Raw genomic sequence first — 18,927 nt, 5'->3', positions numbered from 1 at the left:
GAGTAGTGATTTCCTGATTGGGAAGACAAAAAAGCCGGTGTGAAAACCGGCTTTTTTGCGTCTTAGGCCTTCTCCCGATTGACTTTCCACCAGCTCCAGACCGTCGCCGCCATCATCAGCATGTAACTTTTACTCGACCACTGATGCAGCACCGGCCCGGGAATTCCAATAAAAGACAGCTGCTCAAACGGCACGCCCCAGTTCATCAACCTGATACCTAATATAGGTAGGGCGAACAGGGTCCAGAACTGCATAACCACCACAAACCAGACAAACTGGCTGAGCTCCGCCCGGCGGTACTCCAAAACCATCATAATGACAGGCAGCGCCACAAATAGAACCCCCGCCAAGGTGGCCGCGATCTGGCGATCCGGGATGCCCCGGAACAAGGCCATCACAGCCAGGATCACAATCACTTCCGCTATTAAATATCCGAGAAAAGCATTTCGTCTCATATCCAAGACGCTAGTCCACCCCCGCAGACAACTCAAGGGGGAAGCTTGCCCAGCACCCTTTTATTTTGATTTGAAGGCCGAACTGTCCGGCAACCACCTTGCAATTGGGGTTATCCGAACAACGAAACCTTTTAAGGGGGCTTCAATGGAAACCAACGAATTAAGACTTTTGAAACTGCAAACCGAACTGAAATCTTTTGGCCTGAACCCGGCAGAATGGAGCCTGCAAAAGATCCAAGTCCTGGGATATCTGCTTCAGAACACCCAGGACGAAAAGTTCGCTATGTATGGACGACTTGAATACCGCGACAAAAAACCTCGCTGGAAATCCCTGGAGGTGGTGTCGCTTTAATAGACCTCGCAACGGACCGAGAACAAACTGCGATTCCAGATGTCCTGCTCTGAAAGAACTTGCGTGGCCTTGCGAGGCTCGACAGCCACCAGAGCCGGATCAGCGGAAGGCGGCAGTTCTTCGCCCGGGAATTTTTCATAAACTTTTTTGCGGAAGTTCGTCCACGCCTCTTCCCCGTTAGCCCGAGTATAGATGTTCTTCAAACGACAGAAGATCGCGATCTCGGCATCTTGCATCCATCCAAAACGCTCAAGCCCCATTTCCGGAGGCTTGGTTCCCCAGGCCAAACGCGCCATCAATTCAATCCCATCATTCAAGTTGGAACGAACTTCATTAATCCCATACAACTGGGAGGTACATTCGGCCGAGGACTTACCGACGGCGTCGGCCACCTCGCGCAGGATCGTGAAGTACTCATAGCAGGACCCCGCACTGTTCCCCAGCTGACAGGCCTCTTTGGCGCGCACGATGGTCGGCGGAATCTTCGATTTCTTGTAGTCAGTGGGGAAGATGTTGCCTTTTTGCAACTCCTTGAAAGCTTCAGCCTGGGTGTCACAAACTGAATGAGGCGGGCTCATGATCATGAAGGCAATGATGGCAACCACCAGGACCAAAATGGCAAGAACAGGCTTCGGCAAAGAGTTCAGAAAGTTTTCCATGAAAAAAAGGGTACTAATATTACGCGTTAGAATCTAGTAGTTTGACAAGAGGCCTAGGGATTATGTAGTTTTCTTTCTCTGTCGGGGAGTAGCGCAGTCTGGTAGCGCATCTGGTTTGGGACCAGAGGGTCGTAGGTTCGAATCCTATCTCCCCGACCATTTTTCTCTCCAGCCTTTGGCTGGGAAAAATGGTTGTCTACACTTCGGCTTTGCCGAAGTAGTTCCTAAAGTTTTTTATAAAGCCTTTTGAAGTGATTCAAAAGGCTTTTTTTGTTTCAGGAGTCATTATGTCTCAGTCTCACAATCCAAAAGATCAAACCTTGTCGGCCGATACTTCTGAGCAACTCACCGCCGAAGCTGAGCTGCTTGAGGAAAGTTTTGAATCCGCTGAGACCCTTGAGGATTTCACCAGCGCTCTGATGGAGAGCCTGACGGCGAAACTTCACGCCAATATTGATGAGATTTTTAAGAACAAATAGTTTTGTCAGGAATTCGTTTTTAAAATCAGCCGCACCTAGACATCCCACCTTTCATGATTGAAACACTAAAACCCCTTTGATACTCGTGAAATGTCTACAAGGGGGGAACTGTGGGCCGTTCATTATTATTTTTGTCATCTGTACTTCTTTTAACTTCAATCGCAGCCAAAGCCGATCTTCGCGGCGATCTTAAAAAAGAAGTCACTTCCAAGCACGATCCAATTTCTTACGACAAAGCCCAAGTAGAACTGCTTGGCAACGTCGCTCTGATCCGAATGACCGACGGCTCTTATGCAATCGATGAAGTTTATTGCTCCACACCTTATGGCAAAACCCATCTAGGAAACGGCGTCGGCCCAGGAAAAGAACCTGCTTCCACGATCATCAACGTTGAACACACAGTCGCTCAATCCTGGTTCAAAGGACGACACTATTTCAATGTCGGCAAAGCAGACCTGCACCACCTTTACCCGTCTGATTCCAGAGCCAATTCCATGCGCGGCAATTTCGCATTTGGGGACGTGGGCACAATTAAAAACATGCCAAAGTGTTTTGATGAAGAAAGACATGACATCGACACAGAATCCAAACTGGGCAGCGGCAGCGACCGTGAGCTGGTGTTTGAACCACCTGTAAAACACAAAGGCAATGTTGCCAGAGCGATCTTCTACTTCGCGGTTCGCTATGACTTCCCAATCCCAGCTGTACAGGAAGCTACCCTGCGCCGCTGGAACAAACTTGATCCCGTGGATCAGGCGGAAGTGGAGCGCAACAATGCCATTGAAAGAATTCAAGGCAATCGCAATCCATTCATTGATCACCCAGAATACGTTGATCAAATCTCTAAATTTTAGTCCTAGACTCGCCAGCGATCGCGGAATACGCGATCGCCCCATATTGCCCCTCTGTGCAGGGCTTATGCAGTAGCCACACCCCATACAACAAACGATCGACTTTCAGCATGGCATGACTCTGGCTTCATATCGAAGTGTCGGAGGCCTCTATGAAGTCTGTCCTGTCTGCCTTATTGATCCTTGTAAGTTCAACAGCTGTCGCCAATCCAGTCATCAACCAGCTGACCGAACGCCGCGAGCAGATCCGCCCTTGGGTGTCCCTCTGTCGCGAGAATCCTTGGCAGGGAACGTTTTCATCCACCAAAACTCACTGTGACCATGGGGATCTGATGATTTTTGCCGGGCTCAGCTGTATGGCTGCCACACTGGCCGGAGACTCTGTCACCAGCGAGGCCCGCTGCCGCGATATCGAACTTTCCCAGGGGCACGATGGCCGCTGGTGGCGCGGCCCCATGCATGTGGACACGGACTTTGAAGGCAGCAGCTTCAGTCGCGATCAGTTCCGAGGAATCGTAGCCTATATGATCTCTTACGGACTTCTGACACGCGAGCCGGAAAAAAACGAAAAAGCCCGGCGCGCCATGATGTCCTGGCTTAAATACCTGGAGCAGGAAAAAGGCAACAATATGTGCGACGACGGCAAAGGAATGTTTTCCTCCTGCCATATGCGTGGCTCAACTTTGAATCTGACCTATTTGGTGCTCAGCGCACTGGGCATGGAAAGCGATGCCAAACGCACTCTGGGTGAAGACTCCCGCCTGTGGAAAAAGATCTACGGTGCGCGCGCTGATCACAAAAGCCTTCTCAACGAACTGGAAATTCTGTTTGCCGAAAAGGGCTATCCTCTTCACTTGAAAGCATCAAGTGTCCTTTTTCACCGGCTGCTAGGTTACTATCAGCACTCTGCCACGGCCAAATCCCGTATTCGTCACACAGTGAAAGCACTGGAAAGAAAAGACCCCGGTAATCCTTTGTTTGAATTCCTGGATAAAGGATCGTCCCCAGAGGTTATCGCGAAAGTTCTGCAACGATGTCCGGTGCAGGCTCCAACAGGCCCCAACGATCACACGGACTGGCAATGGCAGCGGGACTCTTCCGAACAAACTTGGAAGCGCGCCAATGGTTGGGATTGCATCTATATGCTGAACCTGCTGATCGCCCACCAAAACAAAAAGCTGACATGGGTGTGGTAAGCCGGATCAGGCGGCACGCAAAGTGCGTTTTTTCGGCAGCGCTTGGGCCTTCAGGACCTCATCAGTTCCCTCTGACGCGGCCGCGGACTCTGCCTGATCGGATTTGCCGGATACAACCTTTTTAAGAACACGCACATTCCCCAGCAAAGATTCAGCCTCCGCAGAAAGCTGTTCCGCTGCGGCTGCCGCTTCCTCTGAGGCCGCAGCATTCTGCTGGGTGATCTGATCCAGCTGATTCATTGCTTTACCGATTTGGGCAATGCCATGGGATTGCTCTTCACTGGCCGTCGCAATTTCCGTGTTAAGATCCGCAACTTTTTTAACTGCATTTACGATTTCCGCCAGAACCTCACCGCCCTGATTGGCTTGTCGGCTGCCCGCATCGATCTTCTTAACACTGTCATCAATCAGGGATGCGATGCTCTTTGCAGACTCAGCACTTCGATGCGCCAGACTGCGCACAGCCTCTGCCACAACTGCAAAGCCTTTTCCCTGTTCGCCAGCCCGAGCGGCCTCCACAGCCGCATTCAAGGCCAACAGATTCGTTTGAAAGGCAATATCGTCAATTACTGAAGTGATCTCCGCGATCTTTTTAGAATCCGATGAGATGCTCTGGATGGACTGAATCAGCGTTATGATCTCTTTTTCGCCTTTAATGGCCGTCTCTCGGGTTGATGATGCCAGAGAAGCTGCCTGCTTGGCGTTTTCCGAATTAACGCGAACCATGGCCGTCAGCTCCTCCATCGTCGCCACGGTCTCTTCCAACGAGGACGCCTGTTGCAAAGCTGCCTGAGACAAAGATTGAGAGGAATGTGCAATATGTCCAGCAGCGTCCGTCACATTACTTGCCCCCTCAGCAAGATCCCCTGATACGGCTGAAATTGATTTTGAAAGAGACAGAGCAAACATCACACTTATAGTGACTCCTGCGATCATTCCCAGGGCGATAATTATCGCCATGCTTCCATCTGTGGTTCTCGTTGTCGATCGGGCCTCTTTCACGTACTGAACGCCGCTGGCTCTTTGGAAAGCCACAAGCTTTGTCATGGCGTCGTCATAGACTTTAGCCGCTTTGGGACAGTCATATAGGAATATTTCCAGCATCTTTGCACGGTCTTCTGGCTTACCAGTGCGGGAATACTGAACGACTTTCCCACCAAGATCTTTAAATGCCAACCACGCAGCATCGACCTTTTCATAGAGCTCCCGCTCGCCTTTCTTAAAGTTCACACGCAGATATTGCTGTTTGTGCACTTCATACTCGGCAATATTGGCTTCGACATCTTTGATAAAGTCAGCTTCTTGTTCTGTCGTCAGCCCCGGCAAACCCAAGCTTCGCAAACTGATTCTGACACCGCGAAAATTCATGTACATCTGATCCGCGGACTCAATATTGGGAAGCACTCCGTCGGTAACTTTCTCATAACTGCTTGCGACTTCTCGCATCCCGTAGAATGCAAAACCTCCAACCAGCACCGGAATAGCGGACATGAAAGCACCAAGAAGTAAAAGTCTGCCTTTTAAACTAAAATTCGACCCCATTTTGACGCTCCTTTGAAAAGTACAAATAAAAACTATTCGAATTAAAAACTACGTGGCTGAATGTAACAACAGCTCCATTTGCGCGACCGCCGAATGCAGATTGCCACCAACCAAAGAAATATGCTTTGATTCAGGAAGTTCCTGCACCCTCAGCTCGGCCAGGCATGGGCCACCCACCACGACGCACTTCATTTTTTCAAGTTCATTCCAGTTTTTTTCAATGTTTTCCGACTCAATAGCTGACAAACAGACAATGTCAGGCTCAATGCCTTCATACGCATGAAGCAAGTCATCCATAGGCAAATTCACCCCGAGGTAATAAACCTGCCAGCCCTTCAGCATTAGGTAAGCCGCGAGAACAATCAACCCACCCTCGTGCAACTCGCCCGGCGGAGTCGTCAATAGTACTTTGGGTTGATTCACACCAACTCTGTTGGATTTAAAATAGTTCAACAAACGAGTGCGCAGGAAGTTCCAGCTGAAGTGTTCCTGCGCGATATTAATACGCGAGTTTTCCCAATCTTCTCCAACCTTCATAAGAAGTTTTGGATAGACCATCTCCAACAGATCCGTCTCGCTTAAGCGCATACCAAGACGGGAAAGATACTGCTCAGCCAGATCCATATCGTATTTATAAAGAGCCTTTAAGACCTGACTAATCCCCTCATTCAGAGGCTCCACAAAAACGGGTGAAGTCGGCTGCGATATGGCAACGGCCGTATCTGATACGGGTGAAGTTCCTTTTAAAACCCTCTCGATGGCCTCTAGTATCTTGATCCCGTTCTTGCACAGGCTCACCACTTCACGTATCTTTTGGACCTCTTCCACATGGTAAAGGCGATGTCCCCCCTCCGAGCGCTGAGGCTTGGGAAACCCATAACGTTTTTCCCAATTACGAAGAGTCGCTTGGGAAAGCCCCGTGAGTTGGTTGACCTGATCAATGTCTAGAAGCGCATCAGAGATTACCATGTTAATCACCTTATCGGATGTTTTGATTAATTCATGATAGCTTCGGATAGATTTTTTTTAATCAAAAATTATGAAATCTAATCGCTTTGTTGCCATAAGATTCTCAATACTAGACAAAGGACCGGGTGACTGAGTCACTTGCTTCGTGACTGCTGCAAATGGAGCCCTTAGGCTACGATATGCAAAAGAAAGTATTGATCCCTCTGCCCAGCCAAGACTTCGACCCGACCGAGGTGGCCATTCCCTGGAAAGTCCTGAATGACAGCCAAGTGAAAGTTGTCTTTGCAACCCCCACCGGAAGTGAAGCCGTTTGCGATCAACACATGTTGACTGGCTCCCGCCTTGGCCCGCTGGCACCGCTTCTTGCCGCCGATAAAAATGCCCTGAAAGCATATCAAGAACTGACCCAAGCCGACGAGTTTCATCACCCCATAAAATGGGACGAAATATCTCCAGATCAGTTCCAGGGGCTGCTGCTGCCCGGTGGCCATGCACAGGGAATGAAAGAGTATCTTGAATCATCGCTGCTGCAAAAAACAGTCAGCCATTTTTTTGAAATAAACAAACCCGTCGGCGCCATTTGCCACGGAGTTGTCCTGGCCGCCAGAAGCCAACGCCCAGATGGGCGAAGTGTCCTTTATGGTCGAAAAACCACCGCCCTTCTGGCCTCTCAGGAAATGGCGGCCTGGGTTCTGACTTGCACTTGGATGGGGAACTACTATCGAACCTATCCCCAAACAGTCGAAAGCGAAGTGACGGCTGCGCTGGCTTCGCCGAAACATTTTTTAAAAGGCCCGACACCTCTGTTCAGAGACAGTTCGTCGAACCTCGGTCATGGGTTTGTTGTCCAAGATGGGACCTATCTTTCCGCCCGCTGGCCTGGAGATGCTCATGTGTTCGCGAATGCCTTTATGAAGATGCTCCGATGACATTTGCCTTTGGGGACAAAACCAGCCGGACTTGCAAAAGCTGAAACCTCTACTAAACTAAATTCCATGAACAACATCTCGCGATTTCTTGTAACCTTGACCGTATCTCTGACAGCCGCCTGCGCACAAAAAGCTGCCAAACCATCCGCAGCTCCGCCCACTGGCTTTTTTGTTGGTTACAAAAGCACCCCACAAGACAAACAACGCGATGCCGCTCTTAATAAGTCAAAGGTCGTTCTTCTGGGCAGTGACGAACTGACCATCAATGTGCATTTGCAGTTGCCTGAGGTCTCAATTCCAGTCCATGAAAATCTGGCCAGGAAAACGGGAACTCAGTTCGATAAAGACGACGGGATTCACCCCATCAATGGTCATATCTGCCTTCAAGGTGACGTCAAATCCAAAGAGCAAAAAGAATACTCTAAAACTGTCTGGAGTGCCGATCTGCTGGTGAATGGCAAGAAGGCCTCCAACACACTTACCGCCGTTGCCACACCCATTCTGGATTTAAAAACCGGACAACAAAGGCCACTCGTCGGCCGAACTCAGCTTCGCCTGTGCACCGATAAAAAGTTCTTTAAAGGGGTGAACAAGGTAAAAATGGTTCTGAAAGCCGGCAAAAAGAAACTGGCCGAGATGGACTGGTCTTCACCATGGCCCACCACCGAGATCGGCGAGCCTGAACCGTTCAACTTCGGAAAATAAAAGAGTCGAACCCCAGTACTCTGATTAAGAATAAAAAAAGGCCGGTTTTCACCGGCCTTTTTCAATTCAATATTTGAATTAAGAATTAAAGCATAGAAGCAACAGCGTCTTTTTCTTCGTTCAATTCTTTCAGTGTGTTGTTCATTTTCTCGCGAGAGAATGCGTCGATCTCAAGACCTTTTACGATCTCGTATTCGCCGTTTTTGCAAGTCACTGGGAAGCCGTACATGATGCCTTCTGGGATGTCATAAGAACCATCAGAAGGGATACCCATAGTAACCCACTCGCCATTTGTGCCCAACCACCAGTCACGGATGTGATCCACAGCTGCGGAAGCCGCAGAAGCTGCAGAAGACAAACCACGAGCCTCGATGATCGCAGCACCACGTTTACCCACTGTCGGGATGAACGTGTCTTTGTTCCAAGCATCACCTTCAGCCGTGCCCAGTTTCAACAACTCAGGAACTTTTGCGCCATCAGCTGTTGCGAAACGAACATCCGGGTACATCGTTGGGCTGTGGTTACCCCATACTGCCACTTTTTTGAAAGAAGCAACTGGTTTGCCGGTTTTGGTCGCCAACTGAGACAATGCACGGTTGTGGTCCAAACGAAGCATTGCTGTGAAGTTTTTCGCTTTTACGCGGCCGTGTTTCATCGCAGATTTCATCGCGATGTAGGCGTTTGTGTTTGCTGGGTTACCAACAACCAAAACTTTTACATTTGGATTAGCGTATTTACCGATCGCTTCACCTTGTACAGTGAAGATCTGACCGTTTGCAGTCAGAAGATCTTTACGCTCCATACCTGGGCCACGAGGACGTGCACCAACTAGAAGGGCCACATCAGCGTCTTTGAATGCAACTGCAGGATCACCCGTAGCGATCATAGAGTGCAATAGAGGGAACGCGCAGTCCTCAAGCTCCATCATCACGCCCTTTAGCGCTTTTTGAGCTTTTTCGTCTGGGATCTCTAGAAGTTGAAGGATCACTGGTTGGTCTGCACCCAACATCGCACCGCTGGCGATACGGAAAAGAAGTGCATAACCGATTTGGCCGGCAGCGCCGGTAACTGCTACACGAACAGGAGCTTTCATAAGCTGGTTCCTTTCAAAGATTGTCGATTTAGCTATCCCGAAGAATTTAAACCCGCTGAAAGCCTCTGTCATGGGAAAATCGGGAAAATATGCCTGTTTTATGGGCAACAGGACCACTTTTGTGTCCTGCCCCCGCAGCGTCAGGCATGAAACGCCCCAGCATCCGCCAGCTCTTGCAACATGCCAAGGTCCCGCTTCGCCCCCTGAATCTTCAGGTACTGAACCGGCACACACACCTTCCCGGCATTCAAGTCCTTCACCATCTTCAAAAGTCCCGCAGAAGAGCTCTGAACCAAAACCCCACCATAACTCAAACTGAAAGCTTTTTTGTTCCCGGTACTCTGCTGCCACAACACGGGCGAGCGAACACTGCGAAGCTGCAAACGCGATTTTGCTGTGACCTTCACCGCGGACACAGGCACGGTCTTAAATCCTTGAAGCGAGATGTGCTTCATCCAGGATTTCAAGAACGCCTCTTCAAGTTCGGCAGCACTCAGCGACTTCAGCGCTTTAAGCGAATCCTGATAGATCTTTGGCAGCTCCCCGACTTCACCCGACTTGTCATGCAAAGCCTTAAACGGCGTTGTGACCTTCAGTCGGGCAGACCCCAGCTTCGTATCAACCAAATCTTTCAATGCAGATCCAAACATATCCCCGTGAGTCTGATCCACCCACACGCCCAAGCTCCAGGTCGCACTGAAAGAACCGTCAGACTCGGCGATGTGCCACTCTGACGACGGCCAGTAGGTCATGTCCCCCGGACCGACTTCGACCAACTGGGAATGCTTCTTGTGCTTTTCATAGTTGAACGTGCGATCCAGCTCAGGATGTTCATCCCCATAAGCTGCGGGCCACAGACGGAATCTTTTCACCCCGGCGACCGGAAAGCTGAACACCCCACAGGAATCCACATGAACCCCGAACGGAGTCTTGCGATAGTTCCCCAGATAAAGACCGATTTCAGAAAAACGATTCGGAAAACCCACATGACGGAAAAGATCGTCGGTAAAGTCCTGCAACAGATGCTGCTTTTTCAGATTCACCTGCAAAAGCTCATCGCAGACCAGACAGTAATCCGGGAACTGGGCGTTCATGCGTTTGTGATAGCCCAACAAGGACTTGTCGGACTTTTCCGGCAGCAACTCTAAAACTTCTTCCGGGTCGGCTTTCGCGCCATCAATGAAGAACTTCAAACCTTCGGGGTCATTCATTTCACGGCAACGGTCACTGTAGGCCACCAACAGCTCAAAGATCTCGGCATCCGTCATCTCCAGCAGGCCGGATTTCACATTGCGGGCGACCAGGGGCTTTTTCTCCCAATGGTTCTTGGCGAAGTTCTGCCAGAACTTCTGATCAAGCACGGTGGATGCAGCCTTGGGGGAGCCCTTTTTTTGCGCCATGGAATACTCCGTTTTAAGAGCGAATTTGAAGGCGCCAGAGTCGTTGAGATTGATCTGGGAGTCAAATAGAAGGTCCGGCCTGTAAATTTGCCACCCCCTTAAGTACCCCCGGCTAAGCCCCTGCTAACACCTTGCGAAGACGGACGATTTAGCATAAAAAGAGCCCTCGCTTTGGAGACCCCGAACTATGACTTCTGCTGCCGTCACATTTGAAAACACCATTGAAACCATCGAGCTAAAACGTGACGTGACCAAACACTTAAAGCAAGGTCATCGCTGGCTTTTCGCCAACTGTTTTGATCCCAGCCGCAATCTGAAATCCGGAATTCATATGCTAAATTATAAGGGCGAAGCCCTGGCGTTGGGCATCTGGCAGGGCGACACTCAATTGCGTTTCCGAGTTCTGGTTTTGGCCGAAGAGCCCATCTTCCGCCGCAACAACATGAAGCGCACCCTGGAACTTTACTTTGAAAACCAGTGGCGCAAGGCTGTGGAGATTCGCAAAACCTTCGATCTGTCTGTGACCAATTCCTTCCGTCTGATCAACGGTGAAGGCGACGGCCTGCCGGGCCTGATCGTGGACGTTTACAACGACACGGCCGTGATCAAACACGATCACCCGATCATGGAAAAGACCTGGAATGCCCCGGCCATTGCCGAAAAAATCCAGGAAGCCTTCCCCCAGGTGAAATGCGTGTACCTGAAGCGCCGTAACGACGCTGAAGAAAAAGGTGTTAACATCGTGGGGACCCTGGCGCCGGAAGTTCAGTTCCTTGAAAACGGAGTCTTGTTCGCCTCCAACATCCGTGACGCCGCCAAGACCGGTTTCTTCCTGGATCAACGTGACAACCGCAAAATGATTCAACACTTTGCCAAAGACAAAACGGTGCTGAACCTGTTCAGCTATACTGGCGGCTTTTCCATCTTTGCCGCCAAAGGTGGCGCCAAAGAAGTCACCAGCGTGGATATCGCCAAAGTCGCTATTCAGGCCGTGGCCCGCAACTTTGAAATCAACGACCTTAAGACAGTTCACCATGATGTGGCGACCGATGCCTTTGCCTATCTTGAGCAGTTGAACACGGAAAAGAAAAAATACGATATCGTCATCACCGACCCGCCTAGCTTTGCCCCGAATGAAAAATCGGTTGAGCAAGCCAAGGCCGCTTACACCAAGGTATTCTCCAACTCCATCAAACTGGTGAACCCTGAAGGCCTGTTTGCGGCGAGTTCCTGCTCCAGCCATATCTCGACCAAAGAGTTCATGGATATCTGCCAGGAAGCCTTTTCCCGCGCACGCAAGAAAGCCACGCTGGTTTACATCGGCGGTCAGCCGGTGGATCACCCTTATCCTTTGGCGATGGAAGAGCTTCGTTATCTGAAGTTTGCCCTGTTCCGCTTGGACTAATTTAGAAGGTCTTTTATCTATGGAAACAATCCAAAGTCTTCGTCAGGAAATTGATCAGGTTCATAAAGAAATGCATGCTCTGCTTTTGCGCCGCCGTGATTTGACTATGGCCGTGTGGAAAATCAAACAGCAGGAAGGCCAGCCCTTCTTCAATGCCGAACGTGAAGAACAAATCTTAAAAGACTTCGTCAATATGGACGGGAAACAAGGCCAGGATCCGGCGATGGATGAACTCCTAAAAGGGGTCATGAACTCGGTCCTTCGGGAATACGAAAAATATCTTCGCTCAAAATTTGAATAAAAAAAGGGAGTCTTTGGACTCCCTTTTTTTATTACTTCTTACGACTTTGGTATTCTTTTTCTCTTTGGAAGTGGCTCTCTGACAAACCATAACTTTCCACGTTCCCCAGATCCTTGATCAAAGACTCCAGATCCTTTTTACCGCTGATGAAATCCAAGTGGCCCTGAATTTTTGTAATCAGCTCGGAGTGACGCTCTTTCAAGGCTTCATAGCGGATATAACCCAAGCCCAAAGATTCCCATTCCTTCACATAGCGGGCCGCCGACTGGGACGTTCCGTTGTACATGGTATTACGGCATTCCTGATCGGGTTTGATCTGGTGCCAGTTGCCGAATTGGTCTTTCAGTTTCACCTGGTGCTTTTCACATGGCTTGCCACAGTCTTTGAAACTGGAACCTTTGCTTAGGAAGGCTGCGAACACACAGTGCTCCATGTGGAAGCTTGGCATGTACTGATAAGCCGTCACTTCAAATTGCGCGGCTTGACCGGCTTGGATCAGTTCACTGACCTGCACATTGTTTAAGTCATAGCCCAGGCAAAGGCTGTGAAGGCCCTTGTTCAGCAGGTATTGCGCCGTCAGGTGGTTCGTCACGTTCAAGCTGAAGTCACCCAGGATCTGGCCCTGATAGTTATTGGCCTGCAGCCATTGAACCGCACCTAGGTTTCTGGCCAGGATCGCATCCGGGTTCAAATTGAACAGATGCTTCACATTGCGGTGTTCATTCGGTTTCAAAATACGGGTGGTGGCAATACCCACCTTGATGCCGTTTTCTTTCAGCAGCTTCAAGCTGGGCTCAAAATCCAAACCGAATTCGAAATCCAGGATCACCAGATTCAATCCCGCTGTCGTCAGATCGCCGGATTTGATGGCGTTCACGAAGTCTTCCACCTGCCCTTTTTCACGCAGAAGCAGATTCAACTTGGCACCCGGCACAGCCTTTTCAGCCGTCTTGTTGCCTTCAATCCATTCACCAACCGCCAAGGCGGTCAGTAGTTCTGGTGCTGCGCCATTTTGAATGCGCAGCTCCGTCAGTTCTTTTACCAACTGCTGACGCAATTCCTTCACCTGACGAGCCGGCAGGAACAACGGCGTCGAAGCATCCAGTTCGCAAGTGAACTCATGCCCGCGGAACGGGCTTCCCATCAAAGCAAACAGCTCTTCACGCAAGTCCAAAGAGTTCAAACCCTTGGATTTCGCAGGCTCACAGACGTTTGCAGACGTTGCAGAAACGGTGTAACGACCATCTGTGTAAGTGACCTTCAAAGGCTGTCCCAAAGACGCCTCTGCATGAATAGACACAGGAAGACGCTTCTTTCTTTCCTTGTCTTCCACGCTCAAAGCCACGTCACGCTTCAGGTCCTTGTCGTGATTGTAGAACACACGAGCACCCATGAAGTGCTCACTCATGTTGATGTCGCGAGAAAATTCCAATTCAAAACGGCGGGTATTCAGGGATTTTACGGCGAAAACGAATCCGCCTTTTTCAGCGCTTTGTCCGTTGCGGTCCTGATAAACCCACAACACACCGTCACCGGCCTGGATGAAGTCGGCTTTCAGACCCTGCTGGATGTTTTCTTCGGTCAGTTCGACTTCCAAAGAGCTGTCCTTGACGCGAACAACTTTACCGAACTCAAAACCACGGTGGGCACTGAATGTGCCTTCCACAAGTCTTTGGTGATCGACGCCATGGAACCAGCCGCTGAAGAAGCCCCGGGAAAACGCGGTGGCCATTTGTTTTTTCAAAAGCACCGGATTCATCAAGGCCTGATGATTTTGTGCCGACTCAATCGCCTGATCAAAACTGCGAGCCGCGGTGGCTACGTATTCAGGCGTTTTCAAACGGCCTTCGACCTTGAAGCAGTCCACACCGGCCTCCAGCAGGCTTGGCACTTCGTTGATGCCGCAAAGGTCCTGCGGGGACACCAGGAAGGACTTCCCACCCAGGTCACGCTTTTCTTCATCGACATACATCTCGTAGTTGAAGCGGCAGCTTTGAGCGCACTGACCGCGGTTGGCGGAACGGCCACCGATGCCTTCGGATGTGAAACACTGACCGGAATAACTCACACAAAGAGCGCCGTGCACGAAGACTTCGATTTCTTTGTCGGTGTTTTGTTTGATCGAGTGAATTTCTTTGATCGAGTTTTCACGCGCCAATACGAAGCGCTGTATGCCCAGATCATCAAGCCAGGTGATGGCTTCGGCATTGCTGATGCTCATCTGTGTGGAACCGTGCACGCGCTGATTCGGCGCCATCTGACGGATCAAACGCACCAAGCCCAGATCCTGAACGATGAAGGCATCGGGTTTTAGCGGAAGAATTTTTTCCAGAGTCTCGGCAGCCTTGTGCAGTTCGTTTTGGAAGATCAGAATGTTGAAGGCCAGATTCACCTTTACGCCGTACAGGTGGCAGGTGTCGATGATCTCTTTGACTTCCTCGATTTGGAAATCATAGCTTCTCCCGCGGGCATTGAAACCCGGTACACCCATGAAAATGGCATCAGCCCCGTTATGGATGGCGGCCATAGCCATCTCTTTGGTACCCACAGGAAGTAACAATTCAGGACGTTTGAAGCTTTGTGTTTGCATGCAGGCTAATAAGCCAGTCCCCAGGGATTTCCGCAAGCAGAATCCCGGCGCCCCCTTAAAATGCGAAATTTTTATTAATTACAGGGGCTTGTATTGAATGTTTTCCTACCCCAAAGTGGCGGATCCCGGTATTCGCATCATCTGAATTTCAAGATCCTCCGCTGCCAGCCTGGAGGTCATGAAGTTTCCAAAGGCCCCAGAGACCATTTCAACCAAAATACTGGCGGGTTTCCGCCCCCTTGCCAAGGTGAGTTCTTTGGCAAATGAAGGCACATCCCCCACCGGCGCCCCCTGCACCGATGTTACGAAGTCAGCCACTGAAATGCCCATTTCATCGGCCGGACTGCCCGGGACCACATAAGAGACCACCAGCTTGGATCCCCCTAGATAGAAATCACGAAGAATCTGATCCCGGCTGTATCCAAATGCAATCAAGGCGGACACAACATCCGTACAGATATCCTGTAAGATCATCCCACCAAAGGACAAATAAGCCCTGTCGACCAAAACAGGCCTGCGCGAAATCTCGCCTGACTCCCACGCAAACATTCTGCCTCGTAAATTCAGATGTTTTTTCCGCCGAAGGATGGCGACATCCAACACACCGCCCTCAGGGACATCGTGAATAGCGTCATAAATATTTCTTTTACGGTCACTTGCCATCGGCAGCACATTGCCATGTCGATCCAGCGCCTCTCCGGCAATCGCCAAAATCACATCCCGGCTTTGCAGTCCCATGGACGCCGCAGGACTCCCTGGAAATACCTTGCGCACGATCACGCCGGCATCCGCTGGAACCCCCAACACCCGGCTGTTCCAATCTGAATTCTTCTGAATCAACAATCCCAAGCGTGAAAGTGAGGCCTTGTCTTTTTTTAGAAAGGTTTCCAGAACATGCTTCGCGAGATGAATCGGGGTGATAAAGCTGAAATTTTCTGCGCCCTCAATGACGGCGGTGTTAATGCCGACAACCCAGCCTCCCTCCACCAGAGCCGGCCCGCCACTGTTCCCAAAATTAATGGCCGCATCGGTAACCATGCGCTCAGTGGTGTCGCCCGAGCCGGCAATAAAGTTCGAGATCTCCCCGCCAGAGAAATGAGGTTCATCCACACCCAAGGGAAATCCGATTGTTTTGACCTCCTCCCCACGATACACCTTCACGTCAAAGCCCAGCTTTAATGCCGGGATCTTTTTTAAACCTGTCAGTTTCAGAAAACGTTTAATGTCCTCCCGGCCCAACCTTAAAAGAGCCACGTCGGGCTCCAGATCCTCCACCATTCCCAGCACTTCGGCACGAAAGGTCTCGTCACTGGTCAGTGTCGATCGCACTTCAATACGCACAGAGTTTCGAACAACATGTGAATTGGTCAGAATGTATCCGGACTCCCCGTGAAGCTGGATGAAAAATCCGGAGGCGCTCCACTGTTCCGGAGCAGCAAAGCGCGGGTCCAAAATAGAACGAGGATCCGTTTCGCTAAATCCTTGTACAAGGATACGAACGACAGCTCGCGTGGCCTCGTGGGCCTTTTTTGCCATGCTGGAAATCTTTGGGGACATAGCCCAAAATCTTAGACTTGGGTTGATGGCAACGCCATCTCCTGGCCATGCGGGTGTCAAAGAGCAAGGGCCAGTTCATGTCCACCACGTAACTGGCCCGCCCGCCTCTGGAGTGACATCCTCAAGACAATCAAGGAGCCCCACCATGAAATCACCCAGCGTGCAAACTCTTCCACTGCACAAACCCATCATCCTAAAGAAAGACAAATCCATTCGACAAGCAGCCCTGGCCATGAATCGCAACCACGTTGGGAGTGTCATCGTCTCCGACGGGCACGGCGTCTTGCGAGGTCTTTTTACTGACCGTGATCTGGCGTTGGCTTTGGCTCTTAAAAACATGGAAACCTCAGTTCCCCTGGGGGAAATCACCCAACACTCCCTGCTCTACGTCAACGAGTCCGCCACATTGGAAAATGTCATAGACCTCATGAAAAAATATGCCATCCGGCGCGTTCCCGTGGTGCGCAGCCGACCGAACGGAAAACAGACATGTCTTGGTATCATCACACTGGATGACCTTGTCAAAGAGGGGCTGATTGACAAAAAAGATGAGGTGCAAATTCTGCGTTCTCAGCTAAAAACGACACATGAAAGGCACTCCCGTGGCCGCCTGAAAAGCATCTTTCGCTCTCAGGAGCACAAAGAGCACGCCATGTTCGCTTTCTTAAAGTCCATCACGGAAAACACCGGCCTCAGCCGGGTGAGCGCCAAAAGGCTGGCCCTGGAGTCTTTGACAATGATCCTGGGACGAGTTCCTGAAAAACCAGGCACGAAACTTTTGGCTCAGCTGCCGCACGAACTGCAAATGCAATTGCTTTCAGAAGTTTCACCGGCTGACAGATCCATTACTGCCACACTTATTCTGGAACAGACTCAGAAGAACTTCAAAGTTACGCCTAAAAAGGCCCAGGAACTGCTGCAGGGGTTCTGGCGAGCCCTGTCCAAAGCTGTCTCGTCAAGCGAGATCAGAAAGCTGGAGCGCGAACTTCCCAAAGAGATCATCCAGATTTTTTATTCCCGGTCCTTGTTGACCTGACAAATCCAGGAGAAGAATATGTTGAAACCCTGTGCCCTTACAATCGCAACTTTTCTGACAATCGCCGGCTGTGCCTCCAAATCCAAAGAAGCCACAGATCTGGATCAACGTATCAAGTCCGAAAGGCCCGCCGACACCCCGGAAGAAATAGCCCAACGGGCCGCAGATGTCTTTTCCTCGGCTCCCGGAATGACGACGGAACAAAGAACCAAACTCAATGCCTTGTACCTGAGAACCTATGCTGACTCCCGACAGATCCGAAAAGAAATTGGCCAGATGAAGTCCCTCTTGTTCAAGGAAGCAGCCACTAAAAAATTCAAATCCAAAGACATCAATGAACTCACCAGCAGAATTATTGATGCCGATCAGCGACGCCTGAATCTCATGTTTCGGGCCTTGGAAGAAATGCAGACCATCGTCGGAACGGGGGAAGACAAAAAGGAACTCTACGAATACCTGCGACAGTACGACTATCCCGGCACTGGCTTGCGGTAAAAGAGCCGCATCATCACTTTGGGTGCACAGGCTTCAGATTGAGGCGGCGCTGGGCTTCCTCATAGCCACCCAAATTGGTGACAGTTTTAAAACCCAGTTCCCGCATGACCGTCACAGCCTGGGTGGCCCGCTTGCCTGATCTGCAATAAACTTTATAACCGTCATCACGGTTCAATTCAGACACCCGAGTCCGAAAGTTCTTGTCCAACACATCGATATTGATGGCTCCGGGCAAGTAACTTTGGGAATATTCATCAGGTGTGCGCACATCGAGCAGAACCTCTTTGGCAAGAGCGCTTGATGAAACTAAAGAGCCGACAAAAATAAGAAAGAGGCCTATTTTCTTTTTCATAGAACTCTCCGGAAATGAAGAGCCGGCTATTGCAAGCAACATCCGGCCCATTTTGAATCAATGAACCGAGATCTGCTTGCTTTTTGATTCTGTGGTTTTTGGAATTGTCACTGACAACACCCCATTTTCAAACTTTGCATCCACTTTCTTTTCGTCGATCGACTGGGGCAGAGCAAAGCTTCGCATGCAGGATCCGTAAGAGATTTCAGAGAAGTATCTCTTTTTACTCTTTTCCTCTTTCTCGGATCGTCTTTCAGCCCGTATGGTCAGACGATCCCCTTCCACCTCAACCTTCACATCTTCTTTTTTGATTCCAGGAAGGTCGACTTTCAGAAGGTAATTCTTTTCTTCTTCGACGAGTTCGCTGGAAGGCATAAGACTCATGTCTTCACCCAGGGTCCCGCTTCTCAGCTCCATCAGCTCATTCAACAATCGGTCAATACGCTCCTGGTGTCGGCCAAATTCTCTGAAGGGATTAGCCAAAGATCTTTCACGCCATGGATTAGGTAGATTCGCCATAAACACTCCTTTTTAAACGTAGAGTATGGCACTGCAAAAACA

Annotated in this window: 20 protein-coding genes and 1 tRNA gene; 11 read left to right on the top strand and 10 right to left on the bottom strand. The window is 50.2% G+C overall.

From position 1 onward, the window contains the following. Positions 1–62: 62 nt before the first annotated feature. A complete protein-coding gene (locus BD_RS04335) occupies positions 63–455 on the bottom strand; it encodes a hypothetical protein (RefSeq protein ID WP_231839279.1) in 393 nt (130 codons plus the stop codon). Between the two features lie 145 nt (positions 456–600). On the opposite strand from BD_RS04335, the gene BD_RS04330 reads away from it, so the two are divergent. Further along, positions 601–807, top strand: a complete 207-nt coding sequence (locus BD_RS04330; RefSeq protein WP_011163480.1) for a hypothetical protein — start codon at positions 601–603, stop codon at positions 805–807. On the opposite strand, the gene BD_RS04325 is transcribed toward BD_RS04330, so the two are convergent. Next, complete coding sequence (locus BD_RS04325; RefSeq protein ID WP_011163479.1) at positions 804–1,466, bottom strand: hypothetical protein; 663 nt, start codon at positions 1,464–1,466, stop codon at positions 804–806. The genes BD_RS04330 and BD_RS04325 overlap by 4 nt on opposite strands. Before the next feature lie 82 nt (positions 1,467–1,548). On the opposite strand from BD_RS04325, the gene BD_RS04320 reads away from it, so the two are divergent. The 4 genes from BD_RS04320 to BD_RS04305 all read left to right on the top strand — a co-directional run bounded on the left by BD_RS04320 (position 1,549) and on the right by BD_RS04305 (position 3,992). Further along, positions 1,549–1,625, top strand: a tRNA-Pro gene (locus BD_RS04320). A 128-nt stretch (positions 1,626–1,753) separates the two neighbouring features. Beyond that, the gene (locus BD_RS04315; RefSeq protein WP_048349704.1) at positions 1,754–1,945 is read left to right on the top strand and encodes a hypothetical protein; all 192 of its coding nucleotides are present in this window, start codon (positions 1,754–1,756) and stop codon (positions 1,943–1,945) included. Between the two features lie 110 nt (positions 1,946–2,055). Further along, positions 2,056–2,799 (top strand): endonuclease I family protein, encoded by a 744-nt coding sequence (locus tag BD_RS04310; RefSeq protein ID WP_011163477.1) that lies wholly within the window; start codon positions 2,056–2,058, stop codon positions 2,797–2,799. 149 nt (positions 2,800–2,948) lie between these two features. After that, positions 2,949–3,992 carry a hypothetical protein gene (locus BD_RS04305; RefSeq protein WP_041583475.1) on the top strand — a complete coding sequence of 348 codons (1,044 nt, stop codon included), beginning with the start codon at positions 2,949–2,951 and terminating at the stop codon, positions 3,990–3,992. Between the two features lie 6 nt (positions 3,993–3,998). Here the strand turns inward: BD_RS04305 and BD_RS04300 are convergent, their stop codons facing one another. Both BD_RS04300 and BD_RS04295 read right to left on the bottom strand, forming a co-directional pair. After that, complete coding sequence (locus tag BD_RS04300) at positions 3,999–5,534, bottom strand: methyl-accepting chemotaxis protein (RefSeq protein WP_011163475.1); 1,536 nt, start codon at positions 5,532–5,534, stop codon at positions 3,999–4,001. Between the two features lie 48 nt (positions 5,535–5,582). Continuing rightward, entirely contained in the window at positions 5,583–6,503 is a 921-nt protein-coding gene (locus BD_RS04295) for a MerR family transcriptional regulator (RefSeq protein ID WP_041583474.1), read from the bottom strand. Between the two features lie 179 nt (positions 6,504–6,682). Between BD_RS04295 and BD_RS04290 the strand changes: the two genes are divergently transcribed. Together BD_RS04290 and BD_RS04285 are read left to right on the top strand one after the other, a co-directional pair. Next, positions 6,683–7,432 (top strand): type 1 glutamine amidotransferase domain-containing protein, encoded by a 750-nt coding sequence (locus BD_RS04290; protein WP_041583473.1) that lies wholly within the window; start codon positions 6,683–6,685, stop codon positions 7,430–7,432. 66 nt (positions 7,433–7,498) lie between these two features. Next, complete coding sequence (locus BD_RS04285) at positions 7,499–8,137, top strand: hypothetical protein (protein WP_041583472.1); 639 nt, start codon at positions 7,499–7,501, stop codon at positions 8,135–8,137. Positions 8,138–8,222: 85 nt separating this feature from the next. On the opposite strand, the gene BD_RS04280 is transcribed toward BD_RS04285, so the two are convergent. Both BD_RS04280 and BD_RS04275 read right to left on the bottom strand, forming a co-directional pair. Then, on the bottom strand, positions 8,223–9,230 hold the full coding sequence (locus BD_RS04280; protein WP_011163471.1) for a malate dehydrogenase: 1,008 nt from the start codon (positions 9,228–9,230) through the stop codon (positions 8,223–8,225). Positions 9,231–9,370: 140 nt separating this feature from the next. Then, positions 9,371–10,630 carry a JmjC domain-containing protein gene (locus BD_RS04275; RefSeq protein ID WP_011163470.1) on the bottom strand — a complete coding sequence of 420 codons (1,260 nt, stop codon included), beginning with the start codon at positions 10,628–10,630 and terminating at the stop codon, positions 9,371–9,373. A 187-nt stretch (positions 10,631–10,817) separates the two neighbouring features. Here BD_RS04275 and BD_RS04270 point away from each other — a divergent pair, with 187 nt between their 5' ends. Then, on the top strand, positions 10,818–12,035 hold the full coding sequence (locus BD_RS04270) for a class I SAM-dependent rRNA methyltransferase (RefSeq protein ID WP_011163469.1): 1,218 nt from the start codon (positions 10,818–10,820) through the stop codon (positions 12,033–12,035). Positions 12,036–12,054: 19 nt separating this feature from the next. Beyond that, a complete protein-coding gene (locus BD_RS04265) occupies positions 12,055–12,336 on the top strand; it encodes a chorismate mutase (RefSeq protein ID WP_011163468.1) in 282 nt (93 codons plus the stop codon). Positions 12,337–12,367: 31 nt separating this feature from the next. On the opposite strand, the gene BD_RS04260 is transcribed toward BD_RS04265, so the two are convergent. Further along, a complete protein-coding gene (locus BD_RS04260; protein WP_041583471.1) occupies positions 12,368–14,926 on the bottom strand; it encodes a U32 family peptidase in 2,559 nt (852 codons plus the stop codon). 105 nt (positions 14,927–15,031) lie between these two features. Continuing rightward, positions 15,032–16,483 (bottom strand): trypsin-like peptidase domain-containing protein, encoded by a 1,452-nt coding sequence (locus BD_RS04255; RefSeq protein ID WP_041583470.1) that lies wholly within the window; start codon positions 16,481–16,483, stop codon positions 15,032–15,034. Between the two features lie 145 nt (positions 16,484–16,628). Between BD_RS04255 and BD_RS18155 the strand changes: the two genes are divergently transcribed. Both BD_RS18155 and BD_RS04245 read left to right on the top strand, forming a co-directional pair. Continuing rightward, positions 16,629–17,519, top strand: a complete 891-nt coding sequence (locus BD_RS18155; RefSeq protein ID WP_041583469.1) for a CBS domain-containing protein — start codon at positions 16,629–16,631, stop codon at positions 17,517–17,519. A gap of 18 nt (positions 17,520–17,537) precedes the next feature. After that, positions 17,538–18,014: a hypothetical protein gene (locus tag BD_RS04245; RefSeq protein ID WP_011163464.1), complete on the top strand. Its 477-nt coding sequence runs from the start codon at positions 17,538–17,540 to the stop codon at positions 18,012–18,014. A 13-nt stretch (positions 18,015–18,027) separates the two neighbouring features. Here BD_RS04245 and BD_RS04240 read toward each other — a convergent pair whose 3' ends face one another. Both BD_RS04240 and BD_RS04235 read right to left on the bottom strand, forming a co-directional pair. Further along, positions 18,028–18,366, bottom strand: coding sequence for a rhodanese-like domain-containing protein (locus BD_RS04240; protein WP_050792899.1), 339 nt, complete (start codon positions 18,364–18,366; stop codon positions 18,028–18,030). A 57-nt stretch (positions 18,367–18,423) separates the two neighbouring features. Continuing rightward, complete coding sequence (locus BD_RS04235; RefSeq protein ID WP_011163462.1) at positions 18,424–18,885, bottom strand: Hsp20/alpha crystallin family protein; 462 nt, start codon at positions 18,883–18,885, stop codon at positions 18,424–18,426. Between the last annotated feature and the right edge of the window lie 42 nt (positions 18,886–18,927).

The sequence above is a fragment of the Bdellovibrio bacteriovorus HD100 genome (assembly GCF_000196175.1).
Taxonomy (GTDB): Bacteria; Bdellovibrionota; Bdellovibrionia; order Bdellovibrionales; family Bdellovibrionaceae; genus Bdellovibrio; species Bdellovibrio bacteriovorus.
Note: the sequence above shows the minus strand (reverse complement) of the source record. Positions and strands in the feature narration are given on the sequence as shown.